The organism is Vogesella oryzae (genome assembly GCF_902829295.1).
In the GTDB taxonomy this organism is placed as follows: Bacteria; Pseudomonadota; Gammaproteobacteria; order Burkholderiales; family Chromobacteriaceae; genus Vogesella; species Vogesella oryzae.
In genome coordinates this window covers 1-17,913 of sequence record NZ_CADEPL010000002.1, presented here as the reverse complement: position 1 = coordinate 17,913, position 17,913 = coordinate 1, and the positions used below count along the sequence as shown (strand labels likewise).

15 protein-coding genes are annotated in these 17,913 nt (G+C 65.5%); 6 read left to right on the top strand and 9 right to left on the bottom strand.

Annotated features, from left to right (window positions below):
- Nucleotides 1-15: 15 nt before the first annotated feature.
- Both HU218_RS00600 and HU218_RS00595 read right to left on the bottom strand, forming a co-directional pair.
- A complete protein-coding gene (locus HU218_RS00600) occupies nt 16-2,955 on the bottom strand; it encodes a DNA translocase FtsK (RefSeq protein WP_281357089.1) in 2,940 nt (979 codons plus the stop codon).
- A gap of 228 nt (nt 2,956-3,183) precedes the next feature.
- Nucleotides 3,184-3,372, bottom strand: a complete 189-nt coding sequence (locus HU218_RS00595) for a Lar family restriction alleviation protein (protein WP_174872979.1) — start codon at nt 3,370-3,372, stop codon at nt 3,184-3,186.
- Between the two features lie 112 nt (nt 3,373-3,484).
- Between HU218_RS00595 and HU218_RS00590 the strand changes: the two genes are divergently transcribed.
- A complete protein-coding gene (locus tag HU218_RS00590) occupies nt 3,485-3,919 on the top strand; it encodes a hypothetical protein (RefSeq protein ID WP_174872978.1) in 435 nt (144 codons plus the stop codon).
- Nucleotides 3,920-3,942: 23 nt separating this feature from the next.
- Entirely contained in the window at nt 3,943-4,269 is a 327-nt protein-coding gene (locus tag HU218_RS00585) for an ATP-binding protein (RefSeq protein WP_246210679.1), read from the top strand.
- Here the strand turns inward: HU218_RS00585 and HU218_RS00580 are convergent, their stop codons facing one another.
- Entirely contained in the window at nt 4,270-5,139 is an 870-nt protein-coding gene (locus HU218_RS00580; RefSeq protein ID WP_174872977.1) for a DMT family transporter, read from the bottom strand.
- Between the two features lie 193 nt (nt 5,140-5,332).
- On the bottom strand, nt 5,333-5,971 hold the full coding sequence (yihA, locus tag HU218_RS00575) for a ribosome biogenesis GTP-binding protein YihA/YsxC (protein ID WP_174872976.1): 639 nt from the start codon (nt 5,969-5,971) through the stop codon (nt 5,333-5,335).
- 91 nt (nt 5,972-6,062) lie between these two features.
- Here yihA and HU218_RS00570 point away from each other — a divergent pair, with 91 nt between their 5' ends.
- The 3 genes from HU218_RS00570 to ccsB all read left to right on the top strand — a co-directional run bounded on the left by HU218_RS00570 (nt 6,063) and on the right by ccsB (nt 9,910).
- On the top strand, nt 6,063-6,683 hold the full coding sequence (locus HU218_RS00570) for a c-type cytochrome (RefSeq protein WP_174872975.1): 621 nt from the start codon (nt 6,063-6,065) through the stop codon (nt 6,681-6,683).
- Nucleotides 6,684-6,758: 75 nt separating this feature from the next.
- Nucleotides 6,759-8,777, top strand: coding sequence for a cytochrome c biogenesis protein ResB (locus HU218_RS00565; RefSeq protein ID WP_174872974.1), 2,019 nt, complete (start codon nt 6,759-6,761; stop codon nt 8,775-8,777).
- A complete protein-coding gene (gene ccsB, locus HU218_RS00560; protein WP_425509238.1) occupies nt 8,774-9,910 on the top strand; it encodes a c-type cytochrome biogenesis protein CcsB in 1,137 nt (378 codons plus the stop codon). Before HU218_RS00565 ends, ccsB begins: the two co-directional genes overlap by 4 nt.
- Nucleotides 9,911-10,036: 126 nt before the next feature.
- Here the strand turns inward: ccsB and pgi are convergent, their stop codons facing one another.
- The 5 genes from pgi to zwf form a co-directional block, all read right to left on the bottom strand.
- Entirely contained in the window at nt 10,037-11,686 is a 1,650-nt protein-coding gene (gene pgi / locus HU218_RS00555) for a glucose-6-phosphate isomerase (protein WP_174872973.1), read from the bottom strand.
- 91 nt (nt 11,687-11,777) lie between these two features.
- Nucleotides 11,778-12,632, bottom strand: coding sequence for a transcriptional regulator HexR (hexR, locus tag HU218_RS00550; protein ID WP_174872972.1), 855 nt, complete (start codon nt 12,630-12,632; stop codon nt 11,778-11,780).
- Nucleotides 12,625-13,605 carry a glucokinase gene (locus tag HU218_RS00545; RefSeq protein WP_174872971.1) on the bottom strand — a complete coding sequence of 327 codons (981 nt, stop codon included), beginning with the start codon at nt 13,603-13,605 and terminating at the stop codon, nt 12,625-12,627. The genes hexR and HU218_RS00545 overlap by 8 nt, the downstream gene beginning before the upstream one ends.
- 18 nt (nt 13,606-13,623) lie before the next feature.
- Nucleotides 13,624-14,301: a 6-phosphogluconolactonase gene (gene pgl / locus HU218_RS00540; protein ID WP_174872970.1), complete on the bottom strand. Its 678-nt coding sequence runs from the start codon at nt 14,299-14,301 to the stop codon at nt 13,624-13,626.
- A gap of 267 nt (nt 14,302-14,568) precedes the next feature.
- Entirely contained in the window at nt 14,569-16,041 is a 1,473-nt protein-coding gene (gene zwf / locus HU218_RS00535; protein WP_174872969.1) for a glucose-6-phosphate dehydrogenase, read from the bottom strand.
- Nucleotides 16,042-16,294: 253 nt separating this feature from the next.
- Here zwf and edd point away from each other — a divergent pair.
- Nucleotides 16,295-17,913: phosphogluconate dehydratase (gene edd, locus HU218_RS00530; protein WP_174872968.1), on the top strand; the 1,619-nt coding region annotated here is incomplete at its 3' end.

Sequence of the window (17,913 nt, the reverse complement as noted above, 5' to 3'; positions counted from 1 at the left end):
TGTCGGGCGTGGGGCTCAGTAATCCCGCTGCGGCACCAGCACCGTGCGGTTGCCGTTGCTTTCCATCGCCGACACGATGCCGGCGGCTTCCATGTCCTCGATCAGCCGCGCGGCGCGGTTGTAGCCGATGCGCAGCTGGCGCTGCACCGAGGAGATCGACGCCTTGCGGGTGCGCAGTACGATCTCTACCGCCTCGTCGTACAGCGGATCGGCTTCGCTGCCGGCGGCAGCCTTGCCCTTGGCGTCGGCCTGCTCGTCGTCGGCCACCGATTCACCGGTCAGCAGACCTTCCACGTAGTCCGGCTCGCCCCACTGCTTCAGGTATTCCACGATGGCATGCACTTCCTCGTCGGTGACGAAGGCGCCGTGCACGCGCTGCGGATAGCCGGTGCCGGGTGGCAGGAACAGCATGTCACCCTGGCCCAGCAGGCTTTCGGCGCCCATCTGGTCGAGGATGGTGCGGCTGTCGATCTTGCTGGAGACCTGGAACGCCACGCGGGTGGGAATGTTGGCCTTGATCAGGCCGGTGATCACGTCCACCGACGGCCGCTGCGTGGCCAGGATCAGGTGGATGCCGGCGGCGCGCGCCTTCTGCGCCAGGCGCGCGATCAGCTCCTCGATCTTCTTGCCGGCCACCATCATCAGGTCGGCGAACTCGTCCACCACCACCACGATGAACGGCAGCGTGGTCAGCGGCTCCGGGGTTTCCGGCGTCAGCGTGAACGGGTTGGTCAGCCGCAGGCCGGCGGCCTCGGCGGCGCGCACCTTGTCGTTGTAGCCGGCGATATTGCGCACCCCGAGGTGGCTCATCAGCCGGTAGCGCTTCTCCATCTCGCCCACACACCAGTTCAGCGCGTTGGCCGCCAGTTTCATGTCGGTGACCACCGGTGCCAGCAGGTGCGGGATGTCGTTGTACACCGACAGCTCCAGCATCTTGGGGTCGATCATGATGAAGCGCACTTCGTCCGGCGTGGCCTTGTACAGCATGGACAGGATCATGGCGTTGACGCCGACCGACTTGCCGGAGCCGGTGGTGCCGGCCACCAGCAGGTGCGGCGCCTTGGCCAGGTCGGTCACCACCGGCGCGCCGGTGATGTCGTGGCCTAGCGCCAGTGTCAGCTTGGACGCGGAGTGGGTGAACACCTCGGCACCGAAAATCTCCGACAGGCGGATCATCTGCCGCTGCGGGTTGGGCAGCTCCAGCCCCATGCAGGTCTTGCCGGGAATGGTTTCCACCACGCGGATCGACGCTAGGCCCAGCGCACGCGACAGGTCCTTGCTGAGGTTCACTACCTGGCTGCCGCGCACGCCCACCGCCGGCTCCACTTCGTAGCGGGTGATCACCGGGCCGGCGTAGGCATCCACCACCGCCACTTTCACCTTGAACTCGGCGCACTTCTCCTCGATCAGGATGCCGCGCTCGATCAGGTAATCCTCGCTCTGCACCGCCTTGTGGGTCTCGGGCGGACGCAGCAGCTCCAGCGACGGCAGCGTCACATCGCCATACACCACCGGAATGTGGCGCGGCGGCGGCATCAGCGGCAGTTGTTGCGGCGCGGCCAACGTGTGCGGCTGCGCGCTCTGCGGCAGTGGCGCGGCGTGAGGCGCATCGGGCTCGCTATCCGGCGCCGCGTCGCCGTCATCCAGCACCTGCCAGACCAGTGCCGGTTTCGCGCTGGTGAGCGGTGCTGCCGCGGCGCTCCGGACGTCGTCGGTTTCTGCCGACGGTGTCTCTTCATCCAGCAGGTGCCAGACGATGTCGCCATTAGCCGATGGTTGCTGTTGCCAGCTGGCGGCTGGCGGCGCCTCGTCCCACGGCACAAGCGACGGCGCTACTTCAAGGTTGGCCGCAGGCGGCAGGCTGGCAGCTGGCGTGGCGGCGGCCACGGCGCTGGCCGGCGCATTATCGTCAATGTCGCGGGCCGGCATTGCCGCTGCTGCTGCACCCTGCCCGCTTGCCGGCTGCTGGGCCGGCGCGCTGAAACGTGTGGCCAACGGTACCGTGGCGCTGGCCGCCCAGTTGTCCTGCTGGCTGTGCTGCCATGGCGAGGGGACGGCGGCAGTGGTCGGCGTCGGCGATGGCACGGTTTGCGGCGGCTCAGTCTGTGGCGCGATGGCTTGCGGCTGGCCGAACTCCGGCGACGGCGTTGCCATTGCGGCAGGCTGCCAGCCGTCATCGCTGCTGGCGTCATCGCCGGCGCCGGTGATGTCGGCGTCGATAGTCTCCTGCGGTGCGGTTGGCGGCGGCGCTGCGGCCTGCTCGCGCTCGGCCCTGGCGGCGGTGAAGCGCGAGTTGGGGCCGAACAGGGCATTGGCGGCGCGTTCGCGCTCGTCCTGCGGCAAGGGCGGTTCGAACTGTGGCGGCGGGTCCGGCGGGTAGAAACCGGCCAGGCTGGAGGCGGGCGCTTCGTCCGGCGGCCCCAGTAGCGCGTCGGTTGGCTGGTAGCGCTTGCCGTGCAGTTGCTGCAGGCTGGCGCGCACTTCCGAAGGGTCGATCAGCGGCAGGTCGCGTGACGGCTTGGCGTGCGGCGGTTGCGGCTGGCCACGCTGGCTGCGGCGCTTCAGGTCGCGTTGCAGGGTGTGCTGGGCTTCGGCCAGACCGATGACCGGCAGCGGCTCGGCGGCTGGCGGCGGGCCGGCATGCTTGTATTGCGGCAGCTGGCTGGGCAGCTCGCGGATCACTTCCGGTTGCGGCGCCGGAGCGGGGGCCGGTTTGGCTGGCCGCGGTGGCAGGGTGATGATTTCCAGCGCCGGATCGGGTGCCTTGCTGCCGTGCAGGGCAGCGTCCGGAATCTCGCTGGCCAGGTTGCGGCGCGGCTTGCCCGCTGGCGCCGGCGTGCCGGTCGTGTCGTCGTCGGCGCTTGCGGCGGCTGCGCCGCCCTCGTCGCCGGTTTCCATGCTCAGGGTATCGCGCACACGCTGTCCCAGGGTGTGCAGCAGTTTGAACAGCTCCATGCCTGTGTTCGCTTACGGAACAGGCCGCGCAGGCGGCCTGGGGTGGTTGTCCGGGTTGGCCGCGGCCGGGAGGAAAATCCGCGCTTGGCGTCTGCTGACGCGCTGCGGCGCGCGGGCGAGACGGCGTTGCCTGCGACTCCGGGGGGCGCATTGACTTAATGCCAACTCCGCCTCCGCCGCCGTTTTCGCCGCGTCCCGCCTTAGCCCGCGAGATCGTCAACTAAGTTCTTAGCGCAGCTTGTTCCAGCCGGCGATGGCCTCTTTCTTGTTATCGGCTTGCGGGCCGATGGCACTGCAGACGCCTTGTCCGGCATAGCGCGTGCACTGCACCCAGAAGCGTCGGGAGCCGGCTTTCACCACTTCGGCGGGGGACCCGCACTTGAAACAGGGTTTCGGGGTGGCGTTGCTGTCGCTCATGGCGGCTCTCCTGGATGACAAGGGGCAGATGATACCGCAAAGGCGGGGCCGGGTTTGAGGCATGGCGGCGCTTTTGACTACACTGCAGCATCCATTCCACGAAAAGCGAGTCATGATGCGGTCACACGGCGAATGCAGCATTCACAGCGCTGACCGTTTGCTATGGATCGTGGTGTCTGGCGGTATCAATTACGAGTTTGCCTGCCACTACCGCGATACGGTGCGGGCGGCGGCACGGGCGCTGGGGCCGGGGCCATGGCTCAGGGTGACCGATCTGCGGCACTGGCAGCTGGGCGGACCGGAGGTGATCCCGCCGCTGCAGGAGCTGATGCAATGGTGCGAGGGCCACGAGCTGGCGCACAGCATCAATATCGTGTCGATGGTCAACCTGCAGAAACACATGTTGGACCAGATGATGGCGGGGGTGGCGCGCCGTTCTCAGCGCCACCTCGCGCGCAGCGTTGAAGAGGCCAGCCAGCAGGTGCAGCAGCTGGCGCCAGCGCTGGATCTTGCCCCGCTGTTGGCCGCAGCCTATCCCGGGCACTGACCCGGGCGGGGACCGGCGTGCGGGTGGGCCGGCGCCCCCTGCTGTCCAATCTGCTGCAGAATGCCCGCCGTTACGGTGCGGCGCCGTTCGCGGTGGCGCTGGAAGTGGCGGGGCAGCAGGTGACGCTGCGGGTGCATGACAGCGGCAGCGGCATTCCGCCGGCGCTGCAGCAGGCGGCGCTGGCGCCGTTCGAAAGGTTGGCCGCACATCGCGGCACCGATGGCGGCAGCGGTTTGGGGCTGGCCATCGTGTCGCGCATCGTCAAGCAGCACGCTGGCCAGCTGCAGTTTGCCCATCCGCCGCAAGGCGGCTTCGAGGTGCGGGTTACCCTGCCCTTGCTGTCGCTGTGATCACGGCCGCGGCTTGCCCGGCTGCCAGCCCAGCAACACCACCCCGGCCAGAATCAGCGCCGCGCCCAGCAACATGCCGGCGTTGATGGCCTCGCCCAGAAATATCGCCCCCCACAGCACCCCGAACACCGGCACCAGATAGGTGACGCCACTGGCGCGGGTGGCACCCAGCCGTGCGATCAGCCGGTAGAAAATCAGATAGGCAAAGGCGGTGCTGGCCAGCGCCAGCGCCACCACCGCGCCCCACACGTTGGCCGCAATGACGCCGTCCGGCCATTGCCACCACGCCAGCGGCAACAGCAGCAGCGAGCCGCTGACCAGCATGCCAGTGGTGCTCACCAGCGGCGGCACACCGTGCAACCAGCGGCGGGTCATGTGGCCGGACCAGCCGTAGCAGCAGGTTGCACCCAGCATCGCCAGCACCGGCAGCAGCGCTCCGGCGTCGAAACCGGCGCCGCGTCCCAGCATCAGCACCGTTACCCCGGCCAGACCCAGCAGCAGGCCACCGCCGCGCTGCCAGCCGAGTCTTTCGCCGGCCAGCGGGATCGCCCACAGCGCGGTCATCAACGGCGTGGTGGCATTCAGCACCGAGGCGACGCCGGCCGGCAGGGTCAGCGTGGCCCAGGCAATCAGGCAGAACGGCAGCGCCGACAGGAATACGCCGGAGATGGCGATGCGCCGCCAGTGGCTACGCCACTGCGCCAGCCCACCTTGCCAGTACAACACCGGCAGCAGGAGCAGCGCCGCCAGTGCCAGCCGCAGCTCGATCAGTGCAAACGGCCCCAGCGACGGCACCGCTACCCGCATGAACAGGAAGGAGCCGCCCCACAGTGCGGCCAACAGCAACAGTAACCAGTGATCGGATTTCATGACAGCGAGCAAGCGGTGGAGATGCCGGCAGTGTAAGTGGCGGGGCCGGGATGTGCGATCCGTTTCTTGCGCGCAAACCCGGCGCGGACAAGAAAAAACCCCGGTTGCAGTAACCGGGGGGAATGCCTTCGCAGGCTCCCGCTCAGGGAGGTGAAGCGGGAAGAAGCGTGCTGCTCCTGTCTGCTTTGACGGTTCAGTCGCCGAAAGTTTCCGGATCGTCGAAGTTTTCTTCTTCCGGTAGCGGGCAGGCGGCAAACCAGTCTTCCACCACGCGGGAGACTTCCTCGGTACCGGTCTTTTTCGAGCTGGAAAACAGCTGCAGGGTGATATTCGGGTAATCGGCGAGCTGTTTCTTGACCGAGGACAGAACCTTTTGCTGCTCCTGGCGCGACAATTTGTCAGCTTTGGACAACAGGATGTGCACCGGACGCTGGGTGACGTGGAAGAATTCGATCATCTTCCAGTCCAGTTCCTTCAGCGGATGGCGCGAGTCCATGATCAGCAGCAGGCCTACCAGGCTGTCGCGGGTCTGCAGGTAACGGCCGAGCAGTTCCACCCAGTGGGTGCGGATCGCTTCCGGCACTTCGGCATAACCGTAGCCCGGCAAATCCACCAGAAAACGCTCCTGCCCCAGGTCGAAGAAGTTAATATGCTGAGTGCGTCCCGGCGTTTTCGACACGAAGGCAAGACGGGTACGATTGCACAGGGTATTGATGGCACTGGATTTGCCGGCATTGGAACGGCCGACGAAAGCCACCTCGCAGCGGGTGGGCGGCAGGTCCCGCAAATGGTTTACTGTGGTAAAAAACTGCGCTTTCTGAAAAATCGACATAGTAGTAAGGGTAAAGTCAATTGATATAGAATAGCAGGTTTGAAATTGCCACCTTTACAGATATTTACGCTATCTCTCACTAGGAGCGACCATGAAACGTAAGATGCTGTTGGCTATCGCCGCTGCAGGCTTTGCAGCCAGCGCGATGGCCGCCACCCCGGCTCCGGCAGCCAAGGCCGATCCGGCAAAGGGCAAAGTCATCGTGGACCAGGTGTGCGCCGCCTGTCACGGTGCGGACGGCAACAGCGTGGCATCTGCCAACCCGACTCTGGCCGGGCAGCATGCCAAGTACATCGAAAACCAGCTGGCGGCGTTCAAGAAGGGTGACCGCAAGAACCCGATCATGCTGGGCATGGCCACTCCGCTGTCGGCGGACGATATGCGTAATGTCGCTGCCTATTTCAGCAGCCAGAAGGTGAAGCCGCGCGAAGCCGCCGACAAGAGCCAGATGGAGCTGGGCAAGAAGATTTACACCGCCGGCAATCCGGCCACCAAGGTGCCGGCCTGTATGGCCTGCCATGGCCCGTCCGGCCGCGGCATTCCGGACCAGTTCCCGGCGCTGGGTAGCCAGCATGCGGCTTATGTGCTCAAGCAGCTGAACGATTTCAAGGCCGGTACCGATCGCAAGAACCAGATCATGGCCGACATCTCCATGCGCATGAGCGATGCCGAAATGAAGGCGGTTGCCGAGTACATTTCCGGCCTCCGCTAAGCCGCGCAACTTTTTTGCGCTGCGGTATTCCAAAGGGGGCTTCGCGCCCCCTTTGTCGCGTCCGAAACTAGAAAAATGACCAGCAAAAAACGCACCTCACCCGGCTACCAGCTGTACGAACTGTTCAGCTCGATGCGCTTTGCCATTGGTCTGCTGACCATTCTCGCCATCGCTTCGGTGATCGGCACCGTGCTCAAGCAGAACGAACCCTATCCCAATTACGCTTTCGAATTCGGCCCGTTCTGGTTCAAGGCTTTCGAGCTGCTGGGGCTGTACGACGTGTACCACTCGGCCTGGTTCCTCACCATCCTGGCCTTCCTGGTGACCTCCACCACCTTGTGCATCGTGCGTAACGGCCCGGGCTTCCTGCACGAGATGCGCGCCTACCGCGAGAAGGCCAGCGACAACTCGCTGGCGGCGATGAAGCACAGCCGCGAGCTGGACATTGCGCTGGACGAGGCGGGCGCCATTACCCTGCTGCAGCAGCGCGGCATGCGCTACAGACGCCGCGAACGCGACGATGGCAGCGTGGTGCTGGCCGCCAAGAAAGGTGCGGCCAACAAGCTGGGTTATTTCTTTGCCCACATCGCGCTGGTGGTGATCTGTATCGGCGGCCTGATGGACGGCAACCTGCCGCTGAAACTGGGCGAGCTGTTCGGCAAAATCGTGCCGGAAACCCGCGACCTGCCGCAGAGCCAGATTCCGGCGCAAAGCCGGCTGACCGCGGCCAACCTGTCGTTCCGCGGCAATGTCACCGTGGCCGAGAACAAGAGCGCCGACGTGATCTTCCTTAACAGCGGCAACGGCTACCTGGTGCAGGAGCTGCCGTTCATCGTCACGCTGAAGAAATTCCACGTCGACTACTACAGCAACGGCATGCCCAAGCTGTTTGCCAGCGACATCGTGGTGACCGACAAGCACAGCGGCAAGGAGACGCCGGCCACCGTCAAGGTCAACCACCCGCTGATCGTCGATGGTGTCGCCATCTACCAGGCCAGCTTCGGCGATGGTGGTTCACCGCTGCAGCTGCGCGCCTGGAATCTGGCCGCGCCGCAACAGGCGCCGGTGGACATCAAGGGCGTGTCGCTGGCCGCGCAGCCGCTGAAGGCCAACGGCAAGGACTACCAGCTGGAATTCGGCGAACTGCGCGTGTTCAACGTGGAAAACATGGGCAAGGGGCCGGATGGCAGCAAGAGCCTCGGCCAGCGCATGCAGGACGCGCGCGAAGTGAAGCAGGACAACAAGCAGCTGAAGAACGTCGGCCCGTCGATTACCTTCAAGCTGCGCGACAGCCAGGGTCAGGCGCGCGAATTCCAGCAATACATGTCGCCGATGCAGCAGGACGGCGCCATGTACCAGATCGCCGGCGTGCGCAGCGAAGTATCGCAGCCGTTCCAGTACCTGCGCATCCCGCTGGATGACGACATGAAGATCGACAGCTTCATGCGCCTGCGCGCGGCGCTGAACAATCCGGCGTGGTACCAGGAGATGGCGCAGCGCACCGCAGACAAGGCGTTGCAGGGCAAGGCCATCAGCCCGGCGATGAAGCAGCAGTTTGCCGACAGCGTGCGCTGGGTGCTGGGCCGCTTCAGTGCCGGCGGCTTTGCCGCGCTGGAGCAGTTCCTCGACGAGAAAGTGCCGGCCGACAAGCGCCAGGCCATCGCGCAGACCTATATCAAGATCCTGCAGGGCGCCATCGTCGACGTGATGGCGGTGGCGCAGGACAAGGCCGGTCTCAAGCCGTGGCCGCAGGACGAGAAGCACTACCGCTTCCTGCTCGATAGCCTGGTGACCGTCAGCAGCTTCAACGATTACGTCGCGCCGGTGTATCTGGAGCTCACCGGTTTCGACCAGGTGCAGGCCTCCGGCCTGCAGATGACGCGCTCGCCCGGCAAGAACCTGGTCTACCTCGGTTCGCTGCTGTTGGTGATCGGCATCATCCTAATGTTCTATATCCGTGAAGTGCGCATGTGGCTAGTGTTGCGTCCGGGGCGGGTACGGGTGGCGATGAGCAGCAACCGCCACAATCACGATCTGGATCGCGATTTCGCGCAAATCGTCGCCACGCCGCAAGGCGGGGGGGGAGAAGCATGATGGAAATGACCCTGCAACAACCGTTCTACAAGCGACTGGCCGCGGGCGACTGGCTGTTTGCCGCGCTGATCATTGCCGCCGCCGGGTACAGCTTCAGCCTGTACGGCAGCGCGATGGACTACTACGAGCAGCTGATCCTTGCCGGCAGCAGCGTCAGCCTGATCGCGCTGGGCTGGTTCTGGAAGAGCTGGCGCTGGTTCTTCCCGCTGGCCGGTGCCATGTCGCTGCTGGCGATCCAGCTGTACGACCATGATCTGGCACGCGCCGGCCAGAGCTTCGGCCTGAAATTCCTGCTGTCCAGCCAGACCGCCTTCATGTGGATGTGCACGCTGTTCTACCTCGCCACCGTGGTGTACTGGGGCGGGCTGATCGCGCGCTCCGCACTGCTGGCGCGCATCGGCAGCGGGCTGACCTGGTCCGCCGCGGCGTTCGCGCTGTCCGGCCTGTTCACCCGCTGGTACGAGAGCTACCTGATCGCGCCGGACGTTGGCCGCATCCCGGTCTCCAACCTGTACGAAGTGTTCATCCTGTTCTGCCTGATTACCGCGCTGATGTACCTGTACTACGAGGCCAAGTTCGCCACCCGCCAGCTGGGCGCCTTCGTGCTGCTGGTGATCAGCGCCGCGGTCGGCTTCATCCTGTGGTACACCTTCGACCGCCAGGCGCACCAGATCCAGCCGCTGATCCCGGCGCTGCAATCGTGGTGGATGAAGATTCACGTGCCGGCCAACTTTGTCGGCTACGGCGCCTTCTCGCTGTCGGCGATGCTGGGCGTGGCGCAGCTGTTGGCGCGGCGCGGCATTCTGGCCGACAAGCTGCCCAAGCCGGAGGTGATCGACGAGATGATGTACAAGGCGATCTCGGTCGGCTTCCTGTTCTTCACCATCGCCACCATCCTCGGCGCGATGTGGGCGGCGGATGCCTGGGGCGGCTACTGGAGCTGGGACCCGAAGGAAACCTGGGCGCTGATCGTATGGCTGAACTACGCCGCCTGGCTGCACGTGCGGCTGGTGAAAGGCTGGCGCGGCGAGCCGCTGGCGTGGTGGGCGGTGATCGGCCTGCTGGTGACTACCTTCGCCTTCATCGGCGTCAATATGTTCCTCACCGGCCTGCATTCCTACGGCTCGCTGTAAGCCGGCAGCACCAGAACATGGCAGGCTGCGGCCTGCCATTTTTCATCAGCGTTGGCATGCGGCCAACGTTGGCCGCAAAAAAACCGGACAGATGTTCTGTCCGGTTTTTGTTTGCCTGCGCGGCGCTTACTGGTTGCGGTTGGCGCGGCGGTAGCGTTCGATCAGCAGGCGGGTCGAGCTGTCGTGCGGCGCCGAGGCCAGCTTGCCGGCCAGCTCGGCGTGAATGGTCTTGGCCAGTTGCTTGCCCAGTTCCACCCCCCACTGGTCGAAGCTGTTGATGCCCCAGATCACGCCCTGCACGAAGATCTTGTGTTCGTACAGCGCGATCAGGCTGCCGAGGTTGCGCGGGTCGAGGCGGTCCATCAGCAGGGTGTTGGTCGGGCGGTTGCCGTCGAACACCTTGTGCGGCACCAGCGCCTCCAGCGCCGCGCCTTCCCGCCCCTGTGCCGCCAGCTCGGCGCGCACTTCGTCGGCGGTCTTGCCGCGCATGAAAGCTTCGGCCTGGGCGAACACGTTGGCCAGCAGGATTTCGTGGTGGCCCGGCAGGCTGGTGCGGTTTTCCAGCGAGCAGATCAGGTCGATCGGCGAAATGTGGGTGCCCTGGTGCAGCAGCTGGAAGAAAGCGTGCTGGCCGTTGATGCCGGTTTCGCCCCAGATGATCGGCGCGGTCTCGAAGTTCACCGTGCTGCCATCCACGCACACCTTCTTGCCGTTGGATTCCATGTCCAGCTGCTGGATGAAGGCCGGCAGGCGGTGCAGGTACTGGTCGTACGGCGCAATCACATGGCTGCCGCCACCGTAGTAGTTGATGTACCAGATGCCGATCATCGCCAGCAGCACCGGCATGTTCTCTTCGTACGAGGCGTTGTAGAAGTGCTGGTCCATGATGTGGGCGCCGTTCAAGAGTTCGGTGAAGTTCTCCTCACCCAGGTACAACATGATCGGCAGGCCGATGGCCGACCACAGGCTGTAACGGCCGCCGACCCAGTCCCAGAATTCGAACATATTGGCCGGATCGATGCCGAACTCGGCCACCGCCTTCTTGTTGGTGGACACCGCCACGAAGTGCTTGGCCACCGCCTTTTCGTCACGGGCGCGCGCCACGAACCATTCGCGCGCGGTCAGCGCGTTGGTCAGCGTTTCCTGGGTGGTGAAGGTCTTGGATTCCACCACGAACAGCGTGGTCTCCGGGTGTACTTTCTTCAGCGTTTCCTTCAGCTGCGCGCCGTCCACGTTGGACACGAAGTGCATGTTCATGCGCGGGTGGCCGTAGGGCTTGAGCGCGCTGCATACCATCAGCGGGCCGAGGTCGGAGCCGCCGATGCCGATGTTCACCACATCGGTGATCGGCTGGTGGGTGTAGCCCAGCCAGTCGCCGCTGCGCACTGCGTGGGCGAACTTGCCCATGCGCGCCAGTACCGAGTTCACCTTCGGCATCACGTCCTCGCCATCCACCAGAATCGGCGAGTTGGTGCGGTTGCGCAGCGCCACGTGCAGCACGGCGCGGTTCTCGGTGCTGTTGATTTTTTCGCCCTTGAACATGGCCTTGATGCGCGCCGGCAGGCCGGCTTCGCGTGCCAGCTGCATCAGCCCCTTCAGGGTGTCGTCGGTGAGGCGGTTCTTGGAGTAGTCGAGAAACAGGCCGCCCACTTCCAGCGAATAGCGCTCGGCGCGCTGCGGGTCGGTTTCGAACAGCTCGCGCATGTGCAGCTGCTTGGCGTCGGCGAAGTGCTCCCACAAGGCGTTCCAGGCGGGCAGTTGCGTCAGTTTGCTCATGATGGCTCCGGGTCTCTTTGTCGTCTTGTTGCGGCCAACCTCTGGCGGGCTGGCTGGTGTGCGCTTGCCGCGCGGGGCGCGGGCAGGCGGCTTAGTCGTCATGGTCTTCGTCGCCGCGCAGCCGTTTCTGCTTCAGGCTGCGCTTGGCTTTTTCCAGCTGCGTCACTACGCCGGGGCCGCGCTTGAGCGCCACGCCGACAGTGAGGATGTCGATCAGCACCAGATGCAGGATGCGCGACAGCATCGGGCTGTAGGTTTCGCTGTCTTCCGGCGAGTCCACTTCCAGCGTCACGCTGGCCTTGTGTGCCAGCGGGGTGTCCGGCACGGTGATGGCAATCACCTTGGCGCCGGTGGATAGCGCCATGTCTACCGCGTCCATCAGTTCGCGCGAACGGCCGGAGCTGGAAATCGCCACCACCACGTCGTCCGGCCCCAGCACCGCGGCGGCCATGATCTGGATGTGGCTGTCGGCATAGGACACGGTGGGAATGCCGAAGCGGAAGAACTTGTGCTGCGCGTCGGCGGCGATGATGCCGGAGTTGCCCAGGCCGTAGAACTCGATGCGCTTGGCATTGGCCAGCAGGTCCACCGCGTCGTCCACTGCCTGCGGGTTGATGTCGTTGCGGCACTTCAGCAGCGCGGTAACGGTGTTGTCGAACACCTTGGCGGTGATCTCCGACACCGGGTCTTCCGGGCGCACGCTGGAGTGCACATAGGGCACGCCGCCTACCAGGATGCCGGCGAGCTTGAGCTTGAAATCCGACAGACCACTAAAGCCCATGCTGCGACAGAAGCGGATCACCGTCGGCTGGCTGACGCCGGCGCTGGTGGCGATATCGGACACTGCCGACTGCATCACGGTGTAGGGCTGGGCCAGTACCAGTTCTGCCACCCGGCGCTCGGCGCCGGAGAGCTTGTCGAGGTCTGCGCGGATTTTTTCAAGCATGGTTATCCCCCAGGTGGTCGGCCAGTGCGGCCTGCACGCCGGTCAGCGCCGGGTAGGCGCTGTGAATCACGTACACCGGCAAGGCGGCCAGGTAGTCGCGGAAGCGGCCCTTGGCTTCGAAGCGCTCGCGGAAGGCGGAGCGGGCGAACATGTCGCCAAAGCGCGGCACGATACCACCGCCGATATACACCCCGCCAACCGCGCCCAGCGTCAGCGCCAGGTTGCCGGCGGCGGTGCCGAGCATGGCGCAGAAGTGTTCCAGCACCCGCACGCAACGCGGGTCGCGACCGGACAGGCCGCGCTCGCTGATCTGCGCCGCCGACAGCTGGCCGGCAGCTTCGCCGTCCGCTACCGCCAGTGCGTCGTGAATCAGCTCCAGGCCGGGGCCGGACAGGAAGCGCTCGCAGGACACGTGCTGGCCGAGGCGACCCTGCGCGTAGTGCAGGATGGCGGCCTCTTCGTCGTTCACCGGCGCAAACGACACATGGCCGCCTTCGCCGGCAATCGCCACCCAGCTGCCGCCGTGCGGCAACAGGCCGGACACGCCGAGGCCGGTGCCGGCGCCGATCAGCGCCTTGGCGCCGTGGCGCGGCTCGCCACCGCCGACCTGGACCAGTTCGGCCGCCGGCAGGTGCGGCAGCGCCAGTGCCAGCGCGGTGAAGTCGTTCAGCACCAGCAGGGTGGCAAAGCCCAGTTCCTGCCTGGTGGCTTCGATGGAAAACGCCCAGTGGTGGTTGGTCATCTGCACGAAGTCGCCGGTCACCGGGTTGGCGATGCCGATGGCGGCATGGCTCACCGAGCGGGTGCCGGCACGTTGCAGATAGGCACGCATGGCATCGGCCAGCGTCGGGTAATCGTTGCACGGCAGTACATCGATGTCCTCGATGATGCCGGGCGCGGTTTCCAGCGCGAAACGGGCATTGGTGCCGCCGATGTCGGCCAGCAGGCGCGGGTAGGGGTGCAGGCTGTTCATGGTTACGGTATCCCTCGCTCAGGCGGACCAGTACACGTCCAGCGGACGGGCAGCGGCGGTCAGGAAATGGCTGATCGGCAGCGTGTCGCTGACGGCGGCTGCGGCGGCATCCAGCACGCGGCGCTTGCTGTCGCCGGCAATCGCCAGGTACAGCTTGCCGCTGCGCTGCAGCTCGGCCAGCGTCATGCTGATGCGGGTGTGCGGCGCGGCCGGCGGCACCACCACCAGCAGCGCGGCGGGGTTGGCCGCCGCCAGGCCTTCGGCCAGATTGCTGGCGGCCGGGAACAGCGAGGCGGTGTGGCCGTCTTCACCCATGCCCAGCACCGCCACGTCCGGCGTGCGCCACAGCGTGCTGGCGGTGGCCAGCTCCGCCTGCGGGTCACTGCCGCTGTTGACCAGCGGCAGGAAGGCGGCCACGGCAGCGCGGCCCTGCAGCAGGTGCTCGCGCACCAGGCCGGCATTGCTGTCGGCGTGATCCGGCGCCACCACGCGCTCGTCTACCAGGGTGACGGTAACCTGTTGCCAGTTGATGTCCTCTGCGGCCAGCGCCTGCAGGAACGGTACCGGCGAGCGGCCGCCGGAGACGGCCAGGACTGCCTGGCCGCGTGCGGCGATGGCGGCGGCCAGATCGGCGGCGACCGCCTGTGCCAGCGCGGCACTGGCCGCGGCGGCGGAAGGGAATGCGTGCAACTTCATCTGTGTATCCGTTGAGTCATTCGGCACCTCGCAAAACACCTGCTTTCGTCGCGATACTGCGTTGCTCGCGAAAAATCCCTCCTTACATATCAGTCATATGCGGCGTCGGGATTTTTCGTTCGCGTCTTGTCTCGCCGAGACTTATCTCGATTGGAAACCAGGGTTTTTCGAGGCACCTTGTTTTTATTCGCTGCGGCCAGCCCGGTGCTGCAGGTTGGCCGCAGGCTGTAGCCGCGATAGCGGTTTACGCGCCGGCTGGCTAAAGGCTCAGCACTCTTCGTGCCACGACACCCCGTCGCGCGACAGCAGCGCGCTGGAGGCGGCCGGGCCCCAGGTGCCGGCGGTGTACTGCTTGGGCGGGGTGGTGCTGTGCTGCCAGTGGTCCATGATCGGCTCCACCCAGCGCCAGGCTTCCACCAGCTCGTCGCGGCGCATGAACAGCGCCAGCTTGCCGCGGATCACGTCCAGCAGCAGGCGCTCGTAGGCGTCGGCGCGGCGGGCCTTGAACGATTCGTGGAAGTCCAGGTTCAGGTGCACCGGTTGCAGGCGCTGGGTGTCACCCGGTTCCTTGGACAGGAAGTACAGGCGGATGCTTTCTTCCGGCTGCAGGCGGATCACCAGCCGGTTGGCGGTGTTCAGGCCCATCGGGCTGGGGAACAGGTGGTGCGGCACGTCGCGGAAGTTGATCACGATCTCGGCCACGCGTTCCTGCATGCGCTTGCCGGTGCGCAGGTAGAACGGCACGCCGGCCCAGCGCCAGTTGTCGATCTCGGCCTTGATGGCGACGAAGGTCTCGGTCTGGCTGGCGGCGGGAATGCCCTGCTCCTGCAGGTAGCCCACTACCGGCTGGCCGCCCACCGCGCCGGCCTTGTACTGCGCGCGCACGGTTTTGCCGGCCACGTCCTGCTCGGTAAACGGGCGCAGCGCCTTCAGTACCTTCAGCTTCTCGTCGCGCACCGCGTCGGCACCGAGGTTGGCCGGCGGCTCCATCGCCACGATACACAGCAGCTGCAGCAGGTGGTTCTGCACCATGTCGCGCAGTGCGCCGGTGTTGTCGTAGAAGTCGCCGCGGGTGCCGACGCCGAGGTCTTCCGAGATGGTGATCTGCACGTTGTGGATCCACTCGCGGCGCCACAGCGGTTCGAACAGCGCGTTGGCAAAGCGGATCGACAGCAGGTTCTGCACCGACTCCTTACCTAGGTAGTGGTCGATGCGGTACAGCTGCTCTTCCTTGAAGTGGCGGGCGACGGCTTCGTTGATCTCGTTGGAGGAATCCAGGTCGTGGCCCAGCGGCTTTTCCAGCACCACGCGCACCTTGTCGTGGTTGAGGCCGACGGCGGCCAGGTTGTCGCAGATGCCTTCGAACAGGTCCGGCGCGGTGGCCAGATAGCACACTGCCACGCGGCCAACGTGCTGGTTCAGCGCTGCCGCCAGTGCCGGGTAGTGTTCCGGCGTGCCGGCGTCTACCTTGAGGTAATCCACGCGGGCGAGAAAACCCTGCCAGGCGGCATCGGAGAAATATTCCTTGATATGGATACGTGCGCTCTTTTCCACCATCGCCAGGTAGTCCTCGCGCGCCATGTCGCGGCGGCCCAGCGCCAGGATGCGGCCATCCTCGTTCAGCAGGCCGGCGGCGTGTGCCTGGTACAGCGACGGCAGCAGTTTGCGCATGACCAGGTCGCCGGTGCCCCCGAACAGCACCATGTCGAAGGCCGGGGTGTGCAGATTAGCGTTGTCCATCCTGAATGTTCTCTCGCACGGTAGAGTTGTGATGTAGTTATATTACCAAACAGCGATGCGTTGTCTATGTGGCCCGTCAGCTTTTTTCGTTGCCTTGCATGGGTGTTGTCGGCGACCAACACGTAATCAATGCCTTGATATATATGAATATTGCGGCGATTGTGGTGCTTTTTTTGCGGCGAATGCGGCGTAATGCCTTGCCAACAAACTGTAGTAAAACTACCATTCGACTACCGCAACACGGGCCAACACCATGACTCTGCACCCTGTTCTCCAAGCCGTTACCGACCGCATCGTCGAACGCAGCCGTGCCACCCGCACCGCTTATATGAACCATGTTCGCGCCGCGATGCGTCAGGGCAAGGTCGAACGTGCCCAGCTGTCCTGTACCAACCAGGCGCATGCCTTTGCCGCCATGCCGGCCGGCATCAAGATCCACCTGCAGGACAGCGTGCGTCCCAATCTGGCCATCGTGTCTGCCTATAACGATATGCTGTCGGCGCACCAGCCGCTGGAAACCTTTCCGGCGCTGATCAAGGAAGAAGCGCTGAAAGCCGGCGCCACCGCGCAGTTCGCCGGCGGCGTGCCGGCAATGTGCGACGGCGTCACCCAGGGCTTCGACGGCATGGAGCTGTCGCTGTTCTCGCGCGACGTGATCGCCATGAGCACCGCGATTGCGCTCTCGCACCAGATGTTCGACGCCGCGCTGTACCTCGGCGTGTGCGACAAGATCGTGCCGGGGCTGGTGATCGGCGCGCTGTCCTTCGGCCACTTGCCGGCGGTGTTCGTGCCGGCCGGCCCGATGACCACCGGCATCGCCAACGACGAAAAAGCCAAGGTGCGCCAGCTGTTTGCCGAGGGCAAGGTTGGCCGCGACGCGCTGCTGGCCTCGGAAATGGCCTCCTATCACGGCCCGGGTACCTGCACCTTCTATGGCACCGCCAACAGCAACCAGATGCTGATGGAGATCATGGGCCTGCACCTGCCGGGCGCCGCCTTCGTCAACCCGAATACCCCGCTGCGCGAGGCGCTGACCCGCAAGGCCGCGCGCGTGGCCGCCGAGATCAGCGCGCAGGGCAGCCGCTTCACCCCGATCGCCGAAGTGATCGACGAGAAAGCCATCGTCAACGGCATCGTCGGCCTGCTGGCCACCGGTGGCTCCACCAACCACACCATGCATCTGGTGGCGATGGCGCGTGCCGCCGGCATCAGCATCAACTGGGACGATTTCGACCAGCTATCCGCGGTGGTGCCGCTGATCGTGCGCGCCTACCCCAACGGCAAGGCCGATGTGAACCATTTCCACGCCGCCGGCGGCATGGGCTTCGTGATCCGCGAACTGCTGGATGCCGGCCTGCTGCACGATGACGTCACCACCATCATGGGCAAGGGCCTGCGCGCCCACAGCCAGGAAGCCTGGCTCAATGACGGCGAGGCAGCCTTCCGTCCGGCGCCGGCCGTCAGCGGCGACGACAGCGTGCTGCGTACCGCGGCCAACCCGTTCTCCGCCGATGGCGGCCTGAAAGTGCTGGCCGGCAATATCGGCCGCGCGGTGATCAAGGTCTCCGCCGTGAAGCCGGAACATCGCGTGGTGGAAGCGCCGGCGGTGGTGTTCCACGACCAGAACGAACTGCTGGCGGCGTTCAAGCGCGGCGAGCTGGAAAAAGACTTTGTGGCGGTGATCCGCTTCCCGGGCCCCCGTGCCCACGGCCTGCCGGGACTGCACAAGCTGACCCCCCCGCCGGGCGTGCTGCAGGAGCGCGGCCTCCAGGGAGCGCCGGTCACCGACGGCCGCACGTCCGGCGCCTCCGGCCAGGGGCCGGGGGCGAGCCACGGGTCGCCGGAGGGGCCGGCCGGGGGGGGCACCGTCTC

Coding starts and splice junctions, on each gene's coding strand:
- HU218_RS00545 (WP_174872971.1), bottom strand. CDS start 13,605: ATGAACAGCCTGCACCCCTACCCGCGCCTGCTGGCCGACATCGGCGGC.
- yihA (WP_174872976.1), bottom strand. CDS start 5,971: ATGTCGATTTTTCAGAAAGCGCAGTTTTTTACCACAGTAAACCATTTG.
- zwf (WP_174872969.1), bottom strand. CDS start 16,041: ATGGACAACGCTAATCTGCACACCCCGGCCTTCGACATGGTGCTGTTC.
- HU218_RS00595 (WP_174872979.1), bottom strand. CDS start 3,372: ATGAGCGACAGCAACGCCACCCCGAAACCCTGTTTCAAGTGCGGGTCC.
- pgl (WP_174872970.1), bottom strand. CDS start 14,301: ATGAAGTTGCACGCATTCCCTTCCGCCGCCGCGGCCAGTGCCGCGCTG.
- hexR (WP_174872972.1), bottom strand. CDS start 12,632: ATGCTTGAAAAAATCCGCGCAGACCTCGACAAGCTCTCCGGCGCCGAG.
- HU218_RS00590 (WP_174872978.1), top strand. CDS start 3,485: ATGATGCGGTCACACGGCGAATGCAGCATTCACAGCGCTGACCGTTTG.
- HU218_RS00580 (WP_174872977.1), bottom strand. CDS start 5,139: ATGAAATCCGATCACTGGTTACTGTTGCTGTTGGCCGCACTGTGGGGC.
- HU218_RS00600 (WP_281357089.1), bottom strand. CDS start 2,955: ATGGAGCTGTTCAAACTGCTGCACACCCTGGGACAGCGTGTGCGCGAT.
- ccsB (WP_425509238.1), top strand. CDS start 8,774: ATGATGGAAATGACCCTGCAACAACCGTTCTACAAGCGACTGGCCGCG.
- pgi (WP_174872973.1), bottom strand. CDS start 11,686: ATGAGCAAACTGACGCAACTGCCCGCCTGGAACGCCTTGTGGGAGCAC.
- HU218_RS00570 (WP_174872975.1), top strand. CDS start 6,063: ATGAAACGTAAGATGCTGTTGGCTATCGCCGCTGCAGGCTTTGCAGCC.
- HU218_RS00565 (WP_174872974.1), top strand. CDS start 6,759: ATGACCAGCAAAAAACGCACCTCACCCGGCTACCAGCTGTACGAACTG.